An 18110-nucleotide genomic window follows, 5' to 3' on the forward strand; every position below is an offset into this window, starting at 1 on the left:
TGCTTTGAACATTCATTTCCACGGTCATTCCTGCATTCAGCTTGTTACCGAACAGCATAGTATTATCATTGATCCTTTCTTGACTGGCAACCCTGCAGCAGTCACACGCTCAGAAGAGATTCATGCGGACTATGTGCTGCTCACACATGGACATGGCGATCATATTGGTGATGCGGTATCCATCTCCAAGCGCTGCAATGCGCCTATTATTGGCATGGTAGAGCTTACGAACTACATGGAATCGCAAGGTGCGCAAGCTATAGGCATGAACCTAGGTGGACCAGCTCCATTCGAATTTGGATCGGTTGCGCTAGTGCCTGCCCTGCACAGTTCCTCCGTTACAGTCAATGGTCAGGATATTTATATGGGCAACCCTGCAGGGATTGTCCTGCAAACAGAAGGGCTAACGATTTATCATGCCGGAGACACTGCATTGTTCAGCGATATGAAGCTCATTGGCGATCGCTACAAGCCAGATATCGCCTTCTTGCCAATTGGCAGCTTCTTCACGATGGACCCGGAAGATGCATTGCTAGCTGCGCAGTGGGTACAGGCTAAAGTTGTCATCCCCGTGCACTACAATACATTTCCTCCTATTCAACAGGATGGGGCAGCATTTGTGACGAAGTTACAGGAGCTTGGAATTCAAGGACTGGAACTTTTGCCTGGTCAATCTATTGATCATTCCAAGCTGATGCTGTAAAGAGGCGCTTGTCCCTAACATTCAAAGAAACTTGCTTGAACGAGGAGCATCAATATGTTCTAATGCTTGCCCGTCAGCTTCGTATGCGATAATACGAGCTGCCGGGTTTTTTTATTTGGTAAGGTCACTCGGAATTATGCTCCTCGTGCATGCTAGTTTGGATAAAAGGCCATAATACGGATAGTTTAGGAAATGGAGGCGCATGACATGATAGGATGGGCGATTGCTGGAGGGATAGTAGTTGTCTTGCTTGCCCTCATTGTCTTTTCGTCCATTGAGTGCAAAATCATCATTCACAAATCAGGAAAACATGAGCGAGTTGTTCTATTGATTCGGGCATGCTATGGACTGCTTCGTTGGAAATATGAATGGCGATCCATTCGATTTATTAACATGGAAACAGGGGTTCACCTGCATGTAAAAGCTAAGGATAATGTCGGAACAGGTCATGCAAGTCGAGATGAAACTCAGGTCGATAAAAAATTGATAGAGAGATATAAGCACAACGTGCGGCGACTTCTACGTCATACGCGTTGCATCATTCTATGGCTCAAAGAAACTCTCCAGCGGGTACAGTGCAGCATGTTTACTTGGGATACGGAGATTGGACTGCTTAATCCAGCAACAGCTTGTCTATTGACAGGGGCATCATGGTCAGTGAAGAGCATGCTGGTAGGAGCATTGTCTCACCATATTCGATTTCGAAGACATCCTCAGATGGAAGTGAATCCGCAATTTCACACCCCTTTTTTTTCCACTAGGATCGTTTGTATAACCAAAATTCGCATCGTGCACGCTATAACTGCTGTAATCAAGTTGATTATTCGCATCGTTCGCGCAGAAGGAGGAATACGAACATGGCGGAACATCCTATCGAGGGCTTAATGCATGCAGCCTTTAACAATATTAAGGCTATGGTAGATGTAAATGCAATCGTGGGCGATCCTGTCCAAACACCTGACGGCAGTGTCATTTTGCCGATAAGCCGTGTTGCATTTGGCTTTGCGGCAGGAGGCAGCGACTTCCGGTTGGATGAGAGACACGACAGGCACGACAGACATGACAGACCAGCCTCAGAACGTGGTGAGGCCCGTACAGTTCCTGCAGCCTATGCCTATGGTTCTAAGCCATTTGGAGGAGGTAGCGGCGGTGGCGTCTACATAACACCGATTGCCTTTCTCGTCGTTGGCAGGCGGGGCATTGATGTCGTGTCGCTCGACAATCAGACGCATTTGCTGGAGAAAATTATTGATGCCGCACCTAATGTGCTGGATCAAATCAGTTCGATGTTCAAGAAGCAGGAATCAACGACGGCCGAGGATATTATTATATCGGATCGGTAGGAATATGGCGTCAGGCTTGATTGTTGCTGCCGTTATTGCCGGTAAAATGGCGATGCAGTCAACGGGAGCTTGACGCTATTTTTCATTAGAACAACTCCTGCTTGCTTAAGTAATCGTAAGTGATGGACATACTCGGTCTCGAACAAGCATACATATGGAACAACTTGACCGGTATACAGATTAAGGAGGAACGTATGAGCAAGCATCCATACGTAGGACAAGTTGGAAAGATGATTGCGTTGTGTGCACTGTTGGGCTCGGTTCTGGCATATGATTTGTATGGACGTGCCGCGTCAGCTGATCCATCCGTGGACACAAGTCGCACACAGCGTGAGGCTGTACAGGAATGGTCTGTCCCGCTGCAGGTTGAGCCATCGAATGCAACTGCTTCGGCTCGAATGGCGCCTCCATCTACTGCGGCAAGAGCAGCAGCCTTAATAGATGTAGCATCTGGAAGAGTGCTGTACAGCCATAACGGGAAGCAGGAGCTTCCAATGGCGAGTACGACGAAAGTGATGACCGCGATTGTGGCAATTGAGCATGGCCGGCTGGAGGATAAAGTAAAGGCGACTTCTCGTGCTGTAGGCAAGGAAGGCTCCTCCATTTACTTGAGACTTGGAGAAGAGATGAGTCTCAACCATTTGTTGTATGGCCTTATGCTTCGTTCAGGCAACGATGCTGCGGTGGCGATTGCTGAGCACGTTGGAGGCTCGGAAGAAGGCTTCGTCCACTTAATGAATGAGAAGGCGAAGCTGCTCGGGTTGGAGCATACCCAGTTCCGCAATCCTCATGGTTTGGATCAGAAGGGTCACTATACGACTGCGGAAGATCTAGCTCGTATATCAGCATATGCACTGCATAATGCAACCTTCCGTGAAATCGTGCGCACCCGTACGAAGAAGGCGCCTAATACAATCGACAATTGGGATTATGTGTGGGGCAATAAGAATAAAATGCTTCACTTGTATGAAGGAGCAGATGGTGTGAAGACAGGTTACACGAAAGGTGCATTGCGGTGTCTAGTCAGTTCTGCCACACGGAATGGCCAGCAGCTTGTTGCTGTAACGCTGAATGACTCCAGAGATTGGGAAGACCATAGAAGGATGCTCGATTACGGCTTTCAAGCGTTTCCGCAAGCGAAGATTGTAGAGGAAGGCCAACATATTGAGGGTCAGCCATTCGAAGCTTCTAGATCGCTGACGTATCCGCTTGGATATGGGGAGCAATCGAAATTGTCTGCCAAGCTCGTCGTACCGGCTAACGGTAGTCTCGAAGCAAGGTTAGGTCATCAGGGACGCTTGACGATGTATGTGGACAATGAACCGATAGCCAGTGTAGATGTTCGAAGAATTTCTCCAGACGAATCTGCGCCAACTCGAGGTGGTTCAGCCGAACACACTTCTGCAGTTCCAAGAGAAAGTAAGAGCGGCAACGTACTCAGTGAATGGATGCTGGTACTAAAACGTGTAACAGGCAGACTATTTGGCGCAGCTTGATCGCCCATGGGAAGGGAGACGGTTGTCATTGTAAATGCGATATGGATGTTCATGCTGCTTGTGGGATTCATCGCTGCTGCCGCTCAGGGAAAGATTGACGTAGTGACGGAAGCCGTGTTCGAGGGAGCGAAGACAGGAGTATCTGTAAGCTTTGGACTCATCAGTGTGATGGTGTTCTGGCTAGGGATCATGCGGATTGCAGAGGATGCAGGGCTGCTGAAGCGGCTTGCCAAGGCTCTTGGTCCAGTCGTCAGGTATTTGTTTCCCGATGTACCTCGCAACCATCCTGCTCTCGGCTTCATTATGTCGAATATGAGCGCGAATTTGCTTGGGCTAGGCAATGCAGCTACACCGATGGGGATAAGAGCTATGCAGGAGCTCCAGAAATTAAATCCGAATAAAGATACGGCTACACCTGCCATGTGTACGCTGCTTGCAATCAATACGTCAAGTATAACCCTAATCCCAACAACATTGATTGCGATAAGGATGAATTTCAACTCTGCTAATCCTGCCGAGATTGTAGGTACTACGCTGCTTGCGACCATTGTAGCAACATTTGCAGCGATCTTCGCGGATCGATGGTACCGAAGAAAGGATGCGAAGCGTCCGCCCCCGCAACAATTAAAGTCTGACAAAGGGCGGTATACGGAATCTCAGGGAGCGGGATATCATACACCGGCTAGTTGAACAATGATTTGATGATTATGGCATCATGACCTTACTTCCAGCCTCGAAATGAAGTAGAAAGGATGGTCCGGTTATGTATGCATTTGTTTCCTCTATATCCGCATGGGCCATACCGGCCATTATCGTTTTTATTCCGCTGTTTGCCTATTTTCGGCGTGTGCCCGTATATGAGACCTTCGTTGAAGGGGCGAAGGATGGATTCCAAACTTCAATCAACATCATTCCAACCTTAGTAGGCATGATGGTTGCGATCAGTGTATTCCGTGCATCTGGTGCGATGGATTGGATGGTGGGGCTGCTGCGTCCGATACTCGATTGGATAGGCATTCCTGGTGAGGTGATGCCGCTCGCTTTCTTGCGGCCCATTACAGGAGCTGGCTCTCTTGCCTTTACTACCGATCTGATTAAGATGTACGGGCCTGATTCCATGATTGGAAGAATTGCTTCAACGATACAGGGGAGCACTGATACAACGATCTATGTGTTGACCGTATATTTCGGCGCTGTTGGGATTAAGAAAGGCCGGTATGCACTAAAAGTTGGCCTATTCTCTGATTTGGTCGGATTTATTGCAGCAATTGTCGTCTGTTTCCTTGTATTTGGTTTCATTACAGGGTAATATCATAATAGCTTGAATAATGTAAGTTAATGACAAGCTCGCGCCCTCTTGGCAGCGGGCTTTTCTCTTCAATGAGGATACTAATAGTTTGAGGTGACAGACATTCATGGAAGAACGTTTACAGAAGATTTTGGCGAACGCGGGCGTCGCATCGCGTCGAAAGTGTGAAGAGCTTATTAAGGCAGGTAAGGTAGAAGTTAACGGAGAAGTCGTAACAACTCTAGGCGTAAAGGCAGATCCGTCAAGCGATGTGATTACTGTTAGTGGGAGAACGATATCGGTTAAGTCCGACAAAATAGTATTAGCCTTCCATAAGCCAAAAGGCGTTATTACAAGTACATCAGATCCAGAAGGCCGCAAGACAGTCATGGATTTCATGAAGGGTGTAAAGGCACGAGTATATCCGGTAGGACGCCTCGATTATGAAACAGAGGGGCTGCTGCTGTTTACAAATGATGGTGAGTTAGCCAATATGCTCATGCATCCGCGCCATCATGTGGAGAAGACCTATCATGCAACCGTGAAAGGCGTACCTCATGGGGATAAGCTGGAGCAACTGAGAAAAGGGGTTAAACTTGAGGATGGTATGACTCAGCCAGCAGCGGTGGAATACCATGATGTTGACTTGGAGAGCAATACTGCAACCATCAGTATAACGATCCATGAGGGTCGCAATCGTCAAGTTCGCCGCATGTTCGAGGTGATTGGCCATCCTGTCACCAAGCTGAAGCGTGTGAAGTTCGGCAATATTACGCTGCAAGGGATTCCCCGTGGCAAACACCGTGTGCTGACGAAGTCGGAAGTCAACGAACTCCGTATGGAGATGAAATCCAACCGTACCATGCATACGTAAAATCGGATAGAGCAGTAAATCGCTTTTATTGCACCCCGCCCAGTATATGGTGACACATAATTTTCATATTGAGGAAGATATGTCCGCTAATCTATGAATTATAATAGTCGTGGATGGTGTAATGCAATTGTTGCATTTATGTCGTCCGAATGTGAAATATGTCATAGAAAGCAAGTGTTCAATCTATATCAATTGAACCACATCAAGAAGGGGCGATGATATTGGGCAAGAGAAACAAGACAGTCCAGATTCTCATACTAGCTGTCATTGCGATACTTGGCGGGATTGCAATTAGCAATGCGTACAGTAAGCCTACATACCCTGAGGTTGGCAGCCGCATACCAGATGTGTCGCTTCATACGCTGAAGGGCGATACTGTGCAGTTGAGTGATTACAAGGGAAAGTCCCTGGTGCTTAATTTCTGGGGCTCCTGGTGCGAACCGTGTGAGCGGGAGATGCCTACCTTGCAGAAGGCAGCAGATGATTGGAAGGATCGCAACGTGGAAGTCGTCGGCATCAACTATGGAGAAGATGCGATCGTTGTGGACAATTATATGAAAGCGGTAAATGTTCATTTCACGATGCTGCTCGATTCAAATAAGAGTGTAACCAAAGCCTTCGGTGTCCGTCCATTGCCGACCACATTCTTCATCAAGCCTGATGGCAAAGTCCATGCTATTCATACTGGGGAAGTCACTACAAGCCAGCTAGAGTCCTATTTGGAACAAATGGCGAAAGAATAGGGCTTGAAGGGGAGGAGGACTAGGCTGTGCGGTTTGAGAATACGAAGTGCGAATGCGGCCATCAGAATGCAGTAGGAACTGTATTGTGCGAGGCCTGCGGCAAGCCGCTATTTGAAGGGGATGAGGTGGATTCCGTACTGGAAATGCGTTATGACGGGGTTGCGCGTAAGTCACAGAAGGCAAGTCCGTCATGGATTGATCGCATTTGGAATTTCTTCTCCTCAGTAAAAGTGGCGGTTATTCTTATCGTCATTACATTAATTGGTGCGTCACTCGGCACCATCTACCCACAGGAAAGCTCATTTCTCAGCATAGACCCGACACAATATTATAAGAGCACGTACGGTACATTGGGACAAATCTATTATATGCTTGGCTTGTCTCATACATACGAATCCTGGTGGTTCATTACATTGCTTGTCATGATCGGCGCCTCACTGGTCATTTGCAGCATTGATCGTGTACTTCCGTTATATCGTGCATTACATCGGCAGAAGATACGTAAGCATGTCCAGTTTATTTCGAGACAGCGGATTGTCTATGAAGGATCAATAAACCAAGATGCTGAAGCTTGGCTGGATAACATGTCGAACGTACTCAAGAAGAAAGGCTACCGAGTTATTAAGGGTAATGAGGCGCTATTAGCTGAGAAGAACCGGTTCAGCCGCTGGGGGCCGTACATCAACCATATCGGACTTATTCTCTTCTTGCTTGCTATACTTGCACGCAGCATCCCAGGCTGGCATTACGATTATTATGACGGCTTTCCGCAAGGAGAAGCCCGTGAAATACCTGGAACTCCCTATTATTTGCAGAATGATAAATTTACAGTTGAATATTACGGCAAGGAAGATATGCCTGAGCAGTTCGTGAAGGAAGGGCGTGTCATACCGAAGCTGTTCGAGACGAAGGCGACACTGTTCAAGTGTGTGGACAAGTGTGGTGATGCGCGTGTGAAGCCTGTGCTTGAACAGGTAGCTCGGCACAATATACAGTTGAATTCACCGCTTGAATATGAAGGGCTCATGGTCTATCAGAGCGACTTTGAATCGCGTCTCGTTGCGGTAAGCCCTGTACTTAGCAATGTGGACACAGGAGAGGTATACGGCAAGTTTGAACTTCGGGTGCAGAATACGGCTACGGAGTTTCAAGCTGGTCCATATTCACTGAAACTGACAGGGAAATACTTGGATTTTGCAATTGGAAAAAACGGAGAACTGACTACAAAATCGCAAAACCCGAACGCACCTGCATTCAGCTTCTTGATTAAGGGGCCGAATCTCCCAAGTGAAGGCTTGCCTTACTTGTATTTCGCGCTGCCTAAGGACAAAGATCAATTTCATCAGGATGACATTAATGCCAAGCTGAGAGAGAGCTTAGGGTCTGGCTCGATGCCCAATCTTCGCATCGGATTAGAATCCATGAAAGATATCATCTATACGAATTCAATCAGTTATATGACCGTGCGTAAGGAGACGGCGCTGCCGCTCATCTGGATTGGGGCTGGTATCAGTATGATCGGTCTAGTCATGGGCTTCTATTGGCAGCATCGCCGCATATGGCTTCGAATCGACGGCAATCGCTTGCTGCTCGGTGCCCATACGAATAAGAACTGGTATGGAATTCGGAATGAGGTGGCTGGTGCACTCGGAGCTGTTCACGTAGAAGTAGATGCCAAATCGATCGATCGTGGGGGGAATAAGGCGTGACTTTGCAATGGAGTCAGGACGCATATATTATCGCGTTTTTCTTGTTTTGTCTTTCCTTTATTTTGTACGTCGTGACTGTTGCTGGCCGGAAGATGAAAACTCGCGATCCCGTTCGCTTCGAACGCAGATGGGGAGCAATTTCATTTGGTGTAACGATACTTGGATTTATTAGCCAGATCGTTTATTTCGGATTGCGCTGGGCATACGCTGGGCATATCCCTGTCAGCAATATGTATGAGTTCATGTCATTTTTGTCGATGATGATTATCGGTGCATTTATCGTTGTATACCTTATTTATCGAAGCACTGTATTAGGGCTCCTTGCTGTACCGCTCGCCTTCTTGATGATGGCGTATGCATCGGTCTTTCCAAGCGAGGTACAGCCGCTTATTCCACAGCTGAACTCGGTATGGCTGAAGCTTCATGTGACGATGTCGGCACTTAGCTATGCTTTCTTTGCGGTAGCCTTTGTTGCAGGACTGCTCTACTTATTGCGAACCGTCCGTTGGGATGCTGGAAGTTCGCGCAAGCCGCAGCGCTGGCTTGAGTTCACAATGGGCTGCATCGTTGTATTCATCGGCTTTATCGTGGTCGTATACAGTTTTCGTGCTGCAAGCTATGAGGTGGTTATAGGACAGAAAGTTGAAACGGTCAAGACCGGAGGGGAGATCGAGACAGGCTTGGAGATGGTCACCTATACAATGCCGCCGCTTGTGGCTCCGCATTTAAGTGATGAAGCTACCTTGCAATCACTACCCTCTTTCCTAGGCATGAAGCTGCCGTTAATGGAAGCACCGGGCTGGATGAAGGGAGTTCAAGCGGGTCGGAAGCTGAATACGGTAGTATGGTCGGTCATCGCAGGACTGATCTTGTACGGATTAATTCGCTTGCTGCTGCGCAAGCCAATCGCGAAGGCCCTCCAACCCTTGTTCCATGGGATTGATCCAGATACTGTGGATGAGATTAGCTATCGCTCAATTGCGATAGGATTCCCAATCTTTACGTTAGGCGCACTTATTTTTGCAATGATCTGGGCCCAGGTTGCATGGTCAAGATTTTGGGGCTGGGATCCGAAGGAAGTATGGGCGCTTGTGACTTGGCTTGCGTACAGCGCTTACCTGCACTTGCGTCTAGCACGCAGCTGGCAGGGAACTAAGTCTTCTTGGATGTCGGTAATTGGATTTATCATCGTCATGTTCACACTTGTTGGGGTGAACTTGGTGATATCAGGCCTGCATTCCTACTCAGGGGTATAAAAATAAAGGTTAACAAATGGCAAAAAGATGAAACGACTGGGATTACGAACAAGGAGTACCCCAGTCGTTCACATTTTTGCTATAATAGAGCCAAGTATCAAGGCGACGGCGAGAGGAGCATCCTGCGAGTTGCCTGCTTATATTACAGCTAGAGCTACCAACCTCATCAATTGCAGCCGCACTTGGCTTCGCTTGAGGTTTTCTTTTATGGTGGAAAGGGGAGTCATACATGTCCGAGCAAGTGAATCGAATCTTGATCGTCGATGATGAAGAGCGGATACGCCGACTGTTGAAAATGTACCTTGAAAAAGAAGGTTTTGAAATTGAAGAGGCGGAAGATGGAGAAGCAGCGCTGCGAATGGCTGTAAGTGAAGAGTATGACCTCATTCTTCTTGACTTGATGCTGCCAGGCATCGACGGTGTAGAAGTATGCACGCGCTTAAGACAAGTGAAGGCGACGCCAGTCATAATGCTGACAGCCAAGGGGGAAGAGATTAACCGAGTGCAGGGCTTCGAAGTTGGTGCAGATGATTATGTTGTCAAGCCCTTCAGTCCGCGCGAGGTCATCTACCGGGTGAAGGCAGTCCTGAGACGATCTTCGGCTACAGCCTTTTTGACAAGCGATCCGAAGGCGAGCAACAACATTGTATTCCCGCATCTCATTATTGAACATGATGCACATCGTGTGACAGCAGGGGGCCAAGAGATTAGCTTGACGCCTAAGGAATATGAACTGCTGCATTATTTGGCGGTATCTCCGGACAAGGTGTTCTCAAGAGAAGAGCTGCTGAAGGATGTATGGAATTACGAGTTCTTTGGAGACCTTCGTACTGTAGATACGCATGTGAAGCGCCTGCGTGAGAAGTTGAATAAGGTCTCGCCAGAAGCAGCTACTATGATTACTACGGTATGGGGTGTCGGCTACAAGCTCGAGGTGCCAAAATAACGTGAAATTTTGGCGAAGCATTGTCGGCAAGTTGTGGATGACCATTATTGGTCTAGTTGCTTTTGTACTTATCATTTTAGGTCTGTATTTGCTGCATTACATTGACAGCAATTTCGCGCATCCGAACGATATCAAGCAGTTGTTCGTATATACAGGAATTATTGGATTTTCACTTACAACTTTCTTTGCGTTCTTCTTATTTACGAAGATTACGCAACCGCTTCGTAAGCTGAAGCAAGCGGCCGATACGATTCGTCAAGGCGATTACTCCACACGAGTAACACTTCGCTCCTCTGATGAAATCGGGGAGTTGTCCCAGACGTTTAATCATATGGCGGAGGAACTGAACTCCACTATTTTGGATTTGCAGCATGAGAAGGAGCATCTAGCGAGTATTTTGCGCAGTATGACGGATGCTGTTATTACCTTTGATGCATCGGGACAGGTGCTGCTCGCGAACCCGCATGGTGAAACAGTCATGAGCCGCTGGAATGGAATGGATTGGGCGATCGATGAAGATATGACAGGTGCATCCGGAGTGCCGGAGCCGTTAAGACTCATTTTTCATACCGTTATTTCTGAAGCTCGGGAGGTTACGACCCGTGTTCATGTGAAGCAGCAGGTTTGGTCTGTTGTGATGGGGCCTCTGCATGCAGACAGCCGCGTACGCGGTGCCGTAGCCGTATTGCGGGATGTGACCGAAGAAGTGCAGCTGGAGAAGCTGCGCAAAGACTTCGTCGCGAATGTATCGCACGAGATTCGTACGCCACTGTCCATGCTTCAAGGATATAGTGAGGCATTATTGGATGATATAGCTGCTTCGCCAGAGGAACGCAGAGAGCTTGTTCAGGTTATTCATGACGAGTCCTTGCGTATGGGAAGGCTGGTGAAGGATCTGCTCGACCTAGCTCGCATGGAGGCGGGCCATCTGCCAATGCACAAAGCAGAGACGGATGTTCACGAACTTGCTTCCCGAGTCTATCGTAAATTCACAGTACTTGCGAAGGAACGTAATATACCGATTGAAATGAAACTTCATGCGATGGATCCAATTCTTCCTGAAGCGGATGAAGATCGGTTAGAGCAAGTGTTGACGAATTTGCTGGACAATGCACTACGCCACTCCTCTGAAGGACAACCGATTCATATTCGGACGGAACGTACGGACAATGAGTGGTTGTGGATTCACATTGAGGATCATGGTCAGGGTATTCCGTCAGAGGATGTCCCGTATGTGTTCGAACGATTCTATAAGGCTGATAAGGCGCGCAAACGCGGCCCTTCAGGCGGCACAGGACTAGGTCTAGCGATTGTCAAAAATATTATCGAAGCACATCAGGGTCATATCCGAGTTGACAGCATATTAGGGAAGGGAACTACATTCTCCATTGCTCTACCCGTACAGCCAACACAAACCAGTATATGACACAAAACACCCTATTGCGCAGTTCATCGGCAATAGGGTGTTTTTTTGTAGAATGACGATTGGAATATGTGTCAGACGAGGGCACAATTTTCCGATTAATCTTGATGCTCGTGGAACAGTTTCCACTACTCCACGAGCTGATGAAGGATAAGTTCGGTTTACAGCACAATTTCTTTGGCTTTTTTAATGTCTGTAGTTTCTTTCAGTTTTGCGATTACCTCTTCTGGAATGGCTTTGTCGACGGAAAGCACCATGATGGCAGACCCTCCGACAATTTTCCGACCAACTTGCATGGTTGCGATGTTAACACCATTTGATCCAAGTAGTGTACCGACAATTCCAATTACGCCAGGCTTATCATCATGCGAAATTAATAGCAGATGCCCTTCTGGCGAGAGGTCTACAGGGTACTTGTCAATTTGTACGATACGTTCCCCATATCCGTTCAACAATGTACCAGCTACGAGTCGTTCTTCTGTGTTCGTCTTCAAAGTTACGGACAACAGATTTGTAAACCCTTTGGCAACGTGGGATTGCTGAACGATAATATGAATATCGCGCGTTTTGGCAAGGTGAACAGAGTTGACGATGTTCACATCTGAGCCAAAATGCTGGGTGAGAACGCCTTTCACGATATGTCTCGTAATAGTTTGCGTATCGACCTCAGCCAGATCACCAGAGTAGTTAACAAGGATTTCAAGAATTGGGCTCTTTGTCATTTGTGAAGCGAATTGCCCCAGCTTCTCCGCAAGTGTGAAGTAAGGTTGGATTTTATTCAATACAGCCGGCGCAACCGGCGGCATGTTAACTGCATTCTTGAACGGTTCATTGCGTAGAATATGCAGCACCTGCTCCGAAACATCGACAGCCACGTTCTCTTGCGCCTCAACAGTGGATGCGCCAAGGTGAGGTGTGACGATAATTTTCGGATGACTCAAGAATGGGTGATCCGGTTGTGGAGGTTCAACCTCGAATACATCGAATGCGGCTCCTGCCACAATGCCTTCATCGATTGCTTCGACAAGTGCCATTTCATCGATAATTCCACCGCGTGCGCAGTTAATAATGCGCATACCGCGTTTCATGACCTCGAATTGTGGACGAGCAATCATATGCTTCGTCTCAGGCGTCAATGGTGTATGAACCGTCAGGAAATCGGCTGCGCGAATAATCTCATCAACTGTGCCAAGTTTAACCCCTAATTTTTCAGCACGCTCTTCTGTCATGAATGGATCATATCCGATGATGTCCATGCCAAATGCCTTCGCTCTCTTGGCAACCTCGCTGCCGATACGACCCATACCAAGAACACCAAGGGTCTTGTTCATCAGCTCGACACCTAGGAAAGTCTTGCGATCCCATACTCCATTGATTGTCTTTGCATAAGCCTGAGGGATATGACGAGATAATGCCATCATCATGGCAAAAGCATGCTCACAAGTTGTAATCGTATTCCCATCAGGAGCATTGATTACGATAATTCCGTGCTGTGTGGCTGCTTGCAGATCAATGTTGTCTACACCGACTCCCGCACGGCCCACAACTTTAAGATTCTTACCTGCTTCCATGACGCGTGCTGTAACGCGAGTCTGACTGCGAACGAGCAGAGCATCATAATCTGCGATAATGCCAACCAGCTCGTCCTCCGACAACCCTGTTTGCTTCACGACTGTAATATCCTCTGCGTCAACAAGCTTCTGAATCCCGAAATCGCTAATCGGGTCTGATACTAATACTTTGAACATGGAATTCTCCCTCCTGAGCATAGCTATATATTGTATTAGAAACGGCAATGCCGTTATCTTGCTGTTGAAATGAGGCCTTGGTTATGTATCCAGAATATAGCAAAAAACTCCCGTCCACATACTACGACCGTAGTAAGGGACGAGAGTTCCATCTTCGTGGTGCCACCCTAATTCGCTGCTTATTCGCACAAGCAGCCTTACGCGTCTATGCTAGACGCCGAACGTTAACGGGTTCGATTCGGTTACGCCTACTGCCATCAGGGTTCGACGCAACAACTCCGGAACGCTGGAACAAGTCAATCCGCCACCGATTCGCACCGACCATCGGCTCTCTGCAGGCTTCACTGAATGTTCGTTTCCTTCACCGTTTGACTCATGAAATTTTACTTAATGTACCATGCAAATGTTAGGGTGTCAATAGATTTTTATACGAACATAACTGTAGAATATTTGTAAATTGTACGGATTATTATGATTTGCCGGATTCCTTAAGAATATGTTTTATACAGGCGTCTATTGCGATTTGGGAAGAATGGATCAGTTCTTCGTTTTCGGACTTTGTTCGGATTTTTAATGCTTTTTCAAACCAAGGGAGAGCTGATTCGTACTTGTATTGGTCATATAGATTTTTACCATAATGTTGATAGAGAAAGTCAAGCAAATTGAAATGTTGATCGTTCGAAATCGCATGTTCCAATAGATCGTCGAACATGCGGTTCGATGTGTGGAAGTCACGCATCCATTGATAGGTATGAGCGAGACGGAGCTTATTGATCCACACCTGCTTAGCATTGTTCATTGCAGAATGAATAGAGATTGCGGAAGTTAAGTACGTAATGCTGTCCGCGTAATTGCCGACAATTCGGCTGTAAACACCCAGCATTCCGTATTGTCTTCCTAATTCCTCTTGATTCTGCTGATCAGATTGGGTCTGTTCTTTTATATAAGCAATGGCATTACACATATCAGAGAGGGAGTGCGGAACCTCTCTCAGATCGTCATCGAAATAGAAGGTGCAATTGAAATGCATAGATGCAGGCAAAAAAAACGGTCTCCTTTCGTGTGAAGTGCATTTATTTTAGAAGGCAGTGTCGCATTAGGCAATACAATCGCAGATTTTGCAGATTCCTCAACTTGAATGAACCATCTTCAATCTGATATGATGCATCTATTGAGGGATATAATATGGATTGCTAACTCGTTAGGCAGGGATGTAATGAAACAGAAATGGAATGATTTCAAATCTCGACAAGTAGACATACAACAGTTAGATGATAAGGTGCTTCTTCTTAATTTGTATGTAACACAGGGAATCACACTGATTCTCGGTTTGGTGTGGATTTGGCTTCAAGGCAGAAATCCTTTCTTATTGCTAACTACACAGACCTCGAATCTGTCATGGGTATGGCTTGGAACGGGATTGGCTGCTCTAGTTATTGTTGTTGACATCGCGGTTTCTAGATTTGCTCCTGATGATATGACGGACGACGGTGGGGTGAATGAAAAGCTCTTCCGCAATCGTCCAATATGGCATATAATTGCTATCTCTTTTATCGTTGGCGTATGTGAGGAGATGCTCTTTCGCGGGGCAATACAGCACGCATTTGGTGCATATTGGACGAGTATTATTTTCGCAGCTATCCATGTACGTTATTTGCGCCATTGGTTACCAACTGGAATGGTGTTTCTAATTAGCTTTGCTTTGGGTACTATTTATGAGTGGACAGGAACCCTGTGGGCTCCTATACTAGCACATTTTATCATTGATCTCATTATGGGACTCATTATACGATTTCGGAGGGAAGTATGAGCGAGAATCACCCACACCCTTTATTTCGAGGGTTCTCTCGCAAGCAAGAGCCAGACCTACATAGCCCGGCACTAGATGCTTTACGTTCATTGAGAGAAAATTCATCGAAGAAAGACACACATACGGAGCAACAAGACAGCAACCATGCGATATCGGAAGAACAGCTGCTTCATCTTGCAGAGAATATCTCCGCATCAGATGAAGATATGGATGATCGTTCATTGCCGTCACGCAAGAAGTTATTTCCGTCGAGTTATGTTAGACTGACAAAATGGTTTTATAATTTTCTATTTTTATTATTTGTAGGATTGTTAATTGGACTACTATTTTGGGGTCGTCATAAGCTGGGGCTGGAGGGGTAATCGATGATGGTTGCTTTTACTGTCATTGCAGGCTTGCTGGCAGCAGCCGGAATGCTTGTTGTTTATATGTTATGGGAAGCACGGGGGTTTACAATTACAGAAGAAGAAGTGGTGCTGAAGCGGTTGCCGTCGACATTCGACGGGGTCCGCTTGTTTTTTATAAGTGACTTTCATCGAAGGCAATTGACTGTCAGACATATTGAGCAGATTTTGGGTCATCAACAGGCTTCTTTGTTTCTTGTCGGTGGGGATATGACTGATCAAGGTGCTCATCTGGAATCCAGTGTGGAGAATATAGCGAAGCTGCGCCAATTAGGGCCTGTGACGGCTGTACATGGCAATCATGATTATAAGGCCGATGTTCGGGAGTTAGATGATAAGCTGAATCAGCTAGGTGTTAAGGTGCTGGACAATGAAGCAATGCGGTTGGAGCAGAATGGTCAATTTATATGGCTTGTTGGTTGGGATGACTATAGCTCGAAGCGAACGAATGTGAAGCTTGCTATGAGTGAGCCAGAACAAGAGCCTAGCTGTACCATTGTTCTAACACATGATCCGCTGTCCTTGCGCAAGGCTGAGCTGCAAGGGATTGATCTCGTATTGTCAGGACATACGCACGGAGGGCAAATTTACCTGCCTGGATACGGGCCGCTTCGCACCTCTAAGTTTTACCGCAAATATCTATGTGGCTGGCATAATTTTCTTGGACAAGGTTCTACAACATTGTTTATCACGAAGGGGTTCGGCACCTCGCATGTTCCTTTTCGTTTATTATGTAAGCCTGAGGCACATTTTATTACGCTTCGTTCGGGCATTGATGGCCAGATTTCCTGATTTTTTACCGGATGGTTCGATACAGTTGCGCTCACACTACAATTGATCCTAACGAATTGAAGGAGGGAACAACAGTGAAAGTGACATCGTTCATTTCTGGTGCAGCCATTGGCGTTCTGGCTGGTATGTACTTGGCTGACAGACGTTCGCTGGCTAATTTGCAATCTAAATTGCATGTTGCAGGCAATGTCGTCCAGGATGTGGTTGGCAAAGCGAAGGATAAGGTTATGGATGTGACGACGTCCAATATGCCGGATATTGCTTCCTTGCTTGACATGAAGAAGTTGTCCAAAGAGGCATCTAAGTCGGACTCATTCAGCTTGGATCGCGTCAAGGAACTGATTGAGCGCGATCCAGAAGTGAAGCGCAAGGTGGATGCGATTTTGCGTGAAAATGGGCTGGCTCCGACGCCATCCGATTTGTCAGCTGTGAAAACAGAAACGTCTACTACAACAGTATCTAGCGTTTCCAAAACGCAAGCTGCTCCACGCAGCAAGCCGTTCGAAGAACAACAGTCCACTCACTGATAGCTGAGGAAATTTTATCTTAAAAGCTGCCGAATTTCTTCGGCAGCTTCTTCAATGTTTGGTACATTTACTCTCTGACAACTATTTTATGTAGTGCAAATCCATACAAGAAATGATAACATGAATTACATAGAACCATTTTCAGCACATATTATATGTTGCTTCATAATCTGTTATAACCGAAGTTGCAAAGGAGGGTCCTGTCATGAAGATCGAACGTATCAGTCAAGACAAGATTCGAATTTTCCTTACGTTCGACGATTTGTCTGAGCGCGGGATCAAACGCGACGATCTGTGGCGGGAAATGTCTAAGCTGCAGGAACTGTTCGCGGAAATGATGGATCAGGCGTATACCGAACTCGGATTTGATGCGACGGGACCATTAGCCGTAGAAGTATTCGCAATGCCTGCACAAGGTATGGTAGTTATCGTAACGCGAACGCAGTGGAACCATGCTTCAGGTCATGGTGACGGCATTGAGGATGACGAGTTGGATGATGTATATGAAATGGAAGTAACGCTTGAGGAGAGCGATACGATCGTATTCGCATTTCGAGATTTTGAAGACTTCATCGAGGCGGCACATACGGTTCATGGCAATTTTACCGTACCAGGTGCGCTCTACCAATATAATGGACAGTGGATTTTCCATGCGGAGCCGGCAAATACGGATCCTCAGCGATTGCAAGCCTTCATTGCAATCATGGCTGAGTATGGAGAAGCGGCGTCAGTGACGACAGCTGTTCTGGAGGAGTATGGGAAGTGTATCATTGCAGAGGATGCCATCGACGTTACTTGTACACATTTCAGTCCGCGTCGCGCGTAGGACAGTTTAATATGCGTCCGTGAACAGGGGGGCTTGAGATTTTTCATGGCAAGTGAAAAATTCGGGCTCCCTGTTTCGTGTTTTTCCAGCAGATGGCTACGTCAACCAATATATGCATTTTCCAATGATTTGGACACTGCCCGTTTCGATATCTTCATTTGAAACCATCATTATTCCCTAGCATTCGACAGGGTAAGCGTACATTGCAAACGTATGGTATAC

20 protein-coding genes are annotated in these 18110 nt (G+C 46.8%); 17 read left to right on the forward strand and 3 right to left on the reverse strand.

Going from position 1 to position 18110, the window contains the following annotated elements; translation table 11 throughout:
- Positions 1-4: 4 nt before the first annotated feature.
- From PBN151_RS04930 to PBN151_RS04985, 12 genes are all read left to right on the forward strand, one after another.
- Entirely contained in the window at positions 5-703 is a 699-nt protein-coding gene (locus PBN151_RS04930) for a metal-dependent hydrolase (protein WP_072727926.1), read from the forward strand.
- A gap of 207 nt (positions 704-910) precedes the next feature.
- The gene (locus PBN151_RS04935; RefSeq protein ID WP_021252927.1) at positions 911-1588 is read left to right on the forward strand and encodes a DUF2953 domain-containing protein; all 678 of its coding nucleotides are present in this window, start codon (positions 911-913) and stop codon (positions 1586-1588) included.
- Positions 1561-2046 carry a GerW family sporulation protein gene (ytfJ, locus tag PBN151_RS04940; RefSeq protein ID WP_021252926.1) on the forward strand — a complete coding sequence of 162 codons (486 nt, stop codon included), beginning with the start codon at positions 1561-1563 and terminating at the stop codon, positions 2044-2046. The genes PBN151_RS04935 and ytfJ overlap by 28 nt, the downstream gene beginning before the upstream one ends.
- A 194-nt stretch (positions 2047-2240) precedes the next feature.
- Complete coding sequence (locus PBN151_RS04945; RefSeq protein WP_072727927.1) at positions 2241-3542, forward strand: D-alanyl-D-alanine carboxypeptidase family protein; 1302 nt, start codon at positions 2241-2243, stop codon at positions 3540-3542.
- Between the two features lie 27 nt (positions 3543-3569).
- Complete coding sequence (locus tag PBN151_RS04950; protein ID WP_072728493.1) at positions 3570-4232, forward strand: nucleoside recognition domain-containing protein; 663 nt, start codon at positions 3570-3572, stop codon at positions 4230-4232.
- Between the two features lie 73 nt (positions 4233-4305).
- A complete protein-coding gene (locus tag PBN151_RS04955) occupies positions 4306-4851 on the forward strand; it encodes a spore maturation protein (RefSeq protein ID WP_021252923.1) in 546 nt (181 codons plus the stop codon).
- 106 nt (positions 4852-4957) lie between these two features.
- The gene (locus tag PBN151_RS04960; protein WP_072727928.1) at positions 4958-5704 is read left to right on the forward strand and encodes a pseudouridine synthase; all 747 of its coding nucleotides are present in this window, start codon (positions 4958-4960) and stop codon (positions 5702-5704) included.
- Between the two features lie 215 nt (positions 5705-5919).
- Positions 5920-6447 (forward strand): redoxin domain-containing protein, encoded by a 528-nt coding sequence (locus PBN151_RS04965; RefSeq protein WP_227774399.1) that lies wholly within the window; start codon positions 5920-5922, stop codon positions 6445-6447.
- Positions 6448-6473: 26 nt separating this feature from the next.
- Entirely contained in the window at positions 6474-8156 is a 1683-nt protein-coding gene (resB, locus tag PBN151_RS04970; protein ID WP_072727929.1) for a cytochrome c biogenesis protein ResB, read from the forward strand.
- Entirely contained in the window at positions 8153-9412 is a 1260-nt protein-coding gene (gene ccsA / locus PBN151_RS04975; RefSeq protein ID WP_021252919.1) for a cytochrome c biogenesis protein CcsA, read from the forward strand. Before resB ends, ccsA begins: the two co-directional genes overlap by 4 nt.
- 229 nt (positions 9413-9641) lie before the next feature.
- Entirely contained in the window at positions 9642-10358 is a 717-nt protein-coding gene (locus tag PBN151_RS04980; RefSeq protein WP_021259234.1) for a response regulator transcription factor, read from the forward strand.
- Between the two features lies 1 nt (position 10359).
- Complete coding sequence (locus PBN151_RS04985; RefSeq protein WP_072727930.1) at positions 10360-11784, forward strand: sensor histidine kinase; 1425 nt, start codon at positions 10360-10362, stop codon at positions 11782-11784.
- 158 nt (positions 11785-11942) lie between these two features.
- Here the strand turns inward: PBN151_RS04985 and serA are convergent, their stop codons facing one another.
- From serA to PBN151_RS04995, 3 genes are all read right to left on the reverse strand, one after another.
- Entirely contained in the window at positions 11943-13529 is a 1587-nt protein-coding gene (gene serA, locus PBN151_RS04990) for a phosphoglycerate dehydrogenase (RefSeq protein ID WP_072727931.1), read from the reverse strand.
- Between the two features lie 210 nt (positions 13530-13739).
- Complete coding sequence (locus PBN151_RS32630; RefSeq protein ID WP_436971853.1) at positions 13740-13874, reverse strand: hypothetical protein; 135 nt, start codon at positions 13872-13874, stop codon at positions 13740-13742.
- Positions 13875-13998: 124 nt separating this feature from the next.
- Positions 13999-14571 carry a tetratricopeptide repeat protein gene (locus PBN151_RS04995; RefSeq protein WP_083544931.1) on the reverse strand — a complete coding sequence of 191 codons (573 nt, stop codon included), beginning with the start codon at positions 14569-14571 and terminating at the stop codon, positions 13999-14001.
- Between the two features lie 174 nt (positions 14572-14745).
- On the opposite strand from PBN151_RS04995, the gene PBN151_RS05000 reads away from it, so the two are divergent.
- From PBN151_RS05000 to PBN151_RS05020, 5 genes are all read left to right on the forward strand, one after another.
- Complete coding sequence (locus PBN151_RS05000; RefSeq protein ID WP_072728495.1) at positions 14746-15339, forward strand: type II CAAX endopeptidase family protein; 594 nt, start codon at positions 14746-14748, stop codon at positions 15337-15339.
- The gene (locus tag PBN151_RS05005; RefSeq protein ID WP_021252914.1) at positions 15336-15701 is read left to right on the forward strand and encodes a hypothetical protein; all 366 of its coding nucleotides are present in this window, start codon (positions 15336-15338) and stop codon (positions 15699-15701) included. Before PBN151_RS05000 ends, PBN151_RS05005 begins: the two co-directional genes overlap by 4 nt.
- A gap of 3 nt (positions 15702-15704) precedes the next feature.
- Positions 15705-16535, forward strand: coding sequence for a metallophosphoesterase (locus PBN151_RS05010; protein WP_227774401.1), 831 nt, complete (start codon positions 15705-15707; stop codon positions 16533-16535).
- 74 nt (positions 16536-16609) lie between these two features.
- The gene (locus PBN151_RS05015) at positions 16610-17062 is read left to right on the forward strand and encodes a DNA-directed RNA polymerase (RefSeq protein ID WP_072727932.1); all 453 of its coding nucleotides are present in this window, start codon (positions 16610-16612) and stop codon (positions 17060-17062) included.
- A 205-nt stretch (positions 17063-17267) separates the two neighbouring features.
- Positions 17268-17888, forward strand: a complete 621-nt coding sequence (locus PBN151_RS05020; RefSeq protein ID WP_021252911.1) for a genetic competence negative regulator — start codon at positions 17268-17270, stop codon at positions 17886-17888.
- The last annotated feature ends 222 nt before the right edge of the window (positions 17889-18110 follow it).

This window comes from Paenibacillus sp. NAIST15-1 (assembly GCF_001894745.1).
Classification (GTDB): domain Bacteria; phylum Bacillota; class Bacilli; order Paenibacillales; family Paenibacillaceae; genus Paenibacillus_B; species Paenibacillus_B suaedae.

Coding starts and splice junctions, on each gene's coding strand:
- PBN151_RS04935 (WP_021252927.1), top strand. CDS start 911: ATGATAGGATGGGCGATTGCTGGAGGGATAGTAGTTGTCTTGCTTGCC.
- ytfJ (WP_021252926.1), top strand. CDS start 1,561: ATGGCGGAACATCCTATCGAGGGCTTAATGCATGCAGCCTTTAACAAT.
- PBN151_RS04945 (WP_072727927.1), top strand. CDS start 2,241: ATGAGCAAGCATCCATACGTAGGACAAGTTGGAAAGATGATTGCGTTG.
- PBN151_RS04955 (WP_021252923.1), top strand. CDS start 4,306: ATGTATGCATTTGTTTCCTCTATATCCGCATGGGCCATACCGGCCATT.
- PBN151_RS04960 (WP_072727928.1), top strand. CDS start 4,958: ATGGAAGAACGTTTACAGAAGATTTTGGCGAACGCGGGCGTCGCATCG.
- PBN151_RS04965 (WP_227774399.1), top strand. CDS start 5,920: ATGATATTGGGCAAGAGAAACAAGACAGTCCAGATTCTCATACTAGCT.
- PBN151_RS04980 (WP_021259234.1), top strand. CDS start 9,642: ATGTCCGAGCAAGTGAATCGAATCTTGATCGTCGATGATGAAGAGCGG.
- serA (WP_072727931.1), bottom strand. CDS start 13,529: ATGTTCAAAGTATTAGTATCAGACCCGATTAGCGATTTCGGGATTCAG.
- PBN151_RS05000 (WP_072728495.1), top strand. CDS start 14,746: ATGAAACAGAAATGGAATGATTTCAAATCTCGACAAGTAGACATACAA.
- PBN151_RS05005 (WP_021252914.1), top strand. CDS start 15,336: ATGAGCGAGAATCACCCACACCCTTTATTTCGAGGGTTCTCTCGCAAG.
- PBN151_RS05010 (WP_227774401.1), top strand. CDS start 15,705: ATGATGGTTGCTTTTACTGTCATTGCAGGCTTGCTGGCAGCAGCCGGA.
- PBN151_RS05020 (WP_021252911.1), top strand. CDS start 17,268: ATGAAGATCGAACGTATCAGTCAAGACAAGATTCGAATTTTCCTTACG.